The 2825-nt window shown below is 40.1% G+C and carries 4 protein-coding genes and 2 rRNA genes; all 6 read right to left on the bottom strand.

Translation table 11 applies throughout. The annotated features are described in order from the left end of the window. Positions 1-139 precede the first annotated feature (139 nt). On the bottom strand, positions 140-460 hold the full coding sequence (locus PHC29_08825; GenBank protein ID MDD5109579.1) for a TRL-like family protein: 321 nt from the start codon (positions 458-460) through the stop codon (positions 140-142). 37 nt (positions 461-497) lie between these two features. Then, complete coding sequence (locus PHC29_08820) at positions 498-875, bottom strand: hypothetical protein (GenBank protein MDD5109578.1); 378 nt, start codon at positions 873-875, stop codon at positions 498-500. A 370-nt stretch (positions 876-1245) separates the two neighbouring features. After that, complete coding sequence (locus PHC29_08815; protein MDD5109577.1) at positions 1246-1464, bottom strand: hypothetical protein; 219 nt, start codon at positions 1462-1464, stop codon at positions 1246-1248. A gap of 1 nt (position 1465) precedes the next feature. After that, positions 1466-1717 carry a CopG family antitoxin gene (locus PHC29_08810; protein ID MDD5109576.1) on the bottom strand — a complete coding sequence of 84 codons (252 nt, stop codon included), beginning with the start codon at positions 1715-1717 and terminating at the stop codon, positions 1466-1468. A gap of 566 nt (positions 1718-2283) precedes the next feature. Beyond that, a 5S ribosomal RNA gene (gene rrf / locus PHC29_08805) occupies positions 2284-2400 on the bottom strand. A gap of 74 nt (positions 2401-2474) precedes the next feature. Next, positions 2475-2825 (bottom strand): 23S ribosomal RNA (locus PHC29_08800); the annotation flags it as partial.

The following is a 2825-nucleotide window of genomic DNA, read 5'->3' as shown; positions in this document are numbered from 1 at the left end:
GTCGAGACGAAGCCCTTGCCGCGCGCAACGAACAGTGAGCACGGCGAGGTGGATCGACAGACAGGACCCGCGAGTTTGTTTAAGTAAAAAGGGCTGAACGGTTAAGTCCAGCCCCCTGCATAACATAGTCTACCAAAAACTAATCTCCATATACTGTCGTAGTATATGTTCCGTAAATTCCCAAGAAGTTATCTGCGTGGTAATCAACATATTTGACTGTCGTGATACCACCATTCTGAATCGCTTTTTCAAGACTTGCATCACCTGTAGCAACAAGAGTAAGAATGGAATTTGCTTGTGCTGTCCCAATCTTTGTGTACTTAATGTCTTTACCATCACCCATCATATATGGGACCTTTACCCCGGTATATAAACCTCCTAGGGGATACATGCTAGCACAACCAGATATCAAAAATATCATTACAAACATCCCCGCTAAAAATACTATATTCTTTTTCATTTCTTCCTCCTTTCAATTTATGTTTATCAATAACTGCTTATTTCTTTTCCTTATCTAACACTACAGTTATGTTTGGCGTATCAATTTCTTTTGAACCCGGAGACAAAAGACCAAGCCACGGCACAAGCCAAATCCAGCCGAAAATAATATCTACTACTCCTATCCCGCTCATCGTAGTTGACAGCATCCTAGTTGCCGTATAATAACCATCACATTTCACCATAACTGAAGCATCCCTATTTCTAGGAACCTTCGTTTCTGCCCTACCTGTTCCAATTAAGTCTCCATTTATATAAATCTTTGCATCGGGTTCAGAAGCTACTATACTTACTTTTTGAGTATGAGGAACGAATGTTGAACAACCTGCTATTGAAATAACAAGAGCAACTGAAACAAATACTTTGATTGTCTTCATAACTCCCCCATTTTAATAAAAATAGAAGGCAATCCCCTTTACTTAGAGAATTGCCTAAATATGTAATTTATATCCATTAAGCACCTTTGTGGTTATGAAGAAATGATACTACTGTAATTCTAGAATAGCAAGTAAATTATTAACTAATATAATTGTAGGATTAAGAACAAAAAGTATCTCCGGGTAACTGGCGAGACAAAACCCTTGCCGAGGGGTGACGCTGAAGAGGGGCATCCCCGTTCCGAGGACAAACATGTCCGCAGGAATGGGGAGACTTCAGCGGCAGGACCCCGAGAATTCATTACAAACAAAAAAGGCGCTGATTTCTCAAGCGCCTTTTCCTCGTAGCATAATACTAAAACTTGCCTGTCTAAATAGAAGAAAGTCTTTTTCGTTTCTTTGGCAGTTTCTGAATAGCTATTATATCATTTTGTACTAACTGGGCATTTGCAATTCTTACGTTTGATGGCAAATTTGGATTTTGCTCATAAAGCATTTTCGTACTTTCCAACCGCCTCAAATGAAACGAAAGCGGATCAATTGGTCTTTTTTCTATACGCTTAAGAATCTTCTTAAGTTTTTTGTTCATCTTACGCTTCTGCAACACTATGCAGAACCTCCGAAATAAAGGTTTGATACTTGATGCCTAATTTCTGCGCCTTTTGCTTAATATGTTCTAAGTCGTAGCTATTCACGCGGATATTCAAGACGGCGTCTTTTTTTCTGGCCTCAAGCGCAGAGGCTATTTCAGCGAATTTTTCTTTGCTTACACTAACATATTCCCCTCTTAACAACGCATCCTCAGCAGCTTTTTCTTGCTTGGTCAATTTGATTTTTCTCATTAGATATCTCCTTTTTATAAAGTTTTGTATATTTACGACTCGGATATAAAGTCTTTAGAAATAAGTGCGTTTCCGTTTCAACGCAAGGAACTAACCAAATATAGTTTCTATATTCAAAAAGCAGCATTTGCTGATTTTGCCTGTGCGGGTTATCTTTTAAATCTATAATCTTCGCCGTAACAATTTCTTCAAACGAAACGCCTCTTGTGCGTTTCAACCTTTTACTCTTCAGCAAATTCCATTTAAATCCCTTCATTAATTCTTTACGCAATGGATTGTATATACAATTGTATATATATCTATAACTTTTGTCAAGTTATTTATTTCCTTTGCGCGCCTCCTTCCTGTCATAATTGACGTAGAAAGAAGTGGAATCTAACATGGATTAAACCTATTCAATTACCCCTCGTTATACCTGTTTATTTTACACTTCGTCAAACCTGTATGAGAAGCCATATTGTGCAGTTTACCCCTCGTTCGACCTGTATTAGAAACTATATTAAGGTAGCCTCGGGGTAAATAAAAAAACCGCTACTGAACTTAATCAATAGCGGTTTTTTTATTTAAAGGAGCACTGACCTACTCTCGCATAGCCTTACGACTACACTACCATCGGCCCTGAGGGGCTTAACGGCCGTATTCGGAATGGGAACGGGTGTTTCCCCCTCGGTAAAAGCACTCCAAAGCGTCAACAACTACATACAGATTTTATGTGAGCAAAAACTACTTATCCAAATAACCCAAGTGGAACAAAAATAAGGACAAGCCGGTTGGCCGATTAGTACGTATTAGCTTAAATCCTTACGGATCTTACACTTTACGCCTATCAAGGTCGTAGTCTACGACCGGCCTACAGAGTCTTGCGACTCAGGGATATCTAGTCTTGGGGGGGGCTTGGCACTTAGATGCTTTCAGCGCTTATCCCTTCCGAATATAGCTACCCGGCCTTTGCCCTTGGCAGGACAACCGGAAAACCATAGATTCGTTTCTCTAGGTCCTCTCGTACTGAAGAGAACTCCCCTTCAAATATCCTAACGCCCACACCAGATAGAGACCGAACTGTCTCACGACGTTCTGAACCCAGCTCGCGTACCCTTTTAACCGGCGA

The organism is Candidatus Omnitrophota bacterium (assembly GCA_028712255.1).
GTDB lineage: Bacteria > Omnitrophota > Gorgyraeia > Gygaellales > Profunditerraquicolaceae > UBA6249.
Note: the sequence above shows the minus strand (reverse complement) of the source record. Positions and strands in the feature narration are given on the sequence as shown.

Excerpts from the sequence above, each read along its gene's own strand:
- PHC29_08825 (MDD5109579.1), bottom strand. The coding sequence starts at position 460 with ATGAAAAAGAATATAGTATTTTTAGCGGGGATGTTTGTAATGATATTT.
- PHC29_08820 (MDD5109578.1), bottom strand. The coding sequence starts at position 875 with ATGAAGACAATCAAAGTATTTGTTTCAGTTGCTCTTGTTATTTCAATA.
- PHC29_08810 (MDD5109576.1), bottom strand. The coding sequence starts at position 1,717 with ATGAGAAAAATCAAATTGACCAAGCAAGAAAAAGCTGCTGAGGATGCG.
- PHC29_08815 (MDD5109577.1), bottom strand. The coding sequence starts at position 1,464 with ATGAACAAAAAACTTAAGAAGATTCTTAAGCGTATAGAAAAAAGACCA.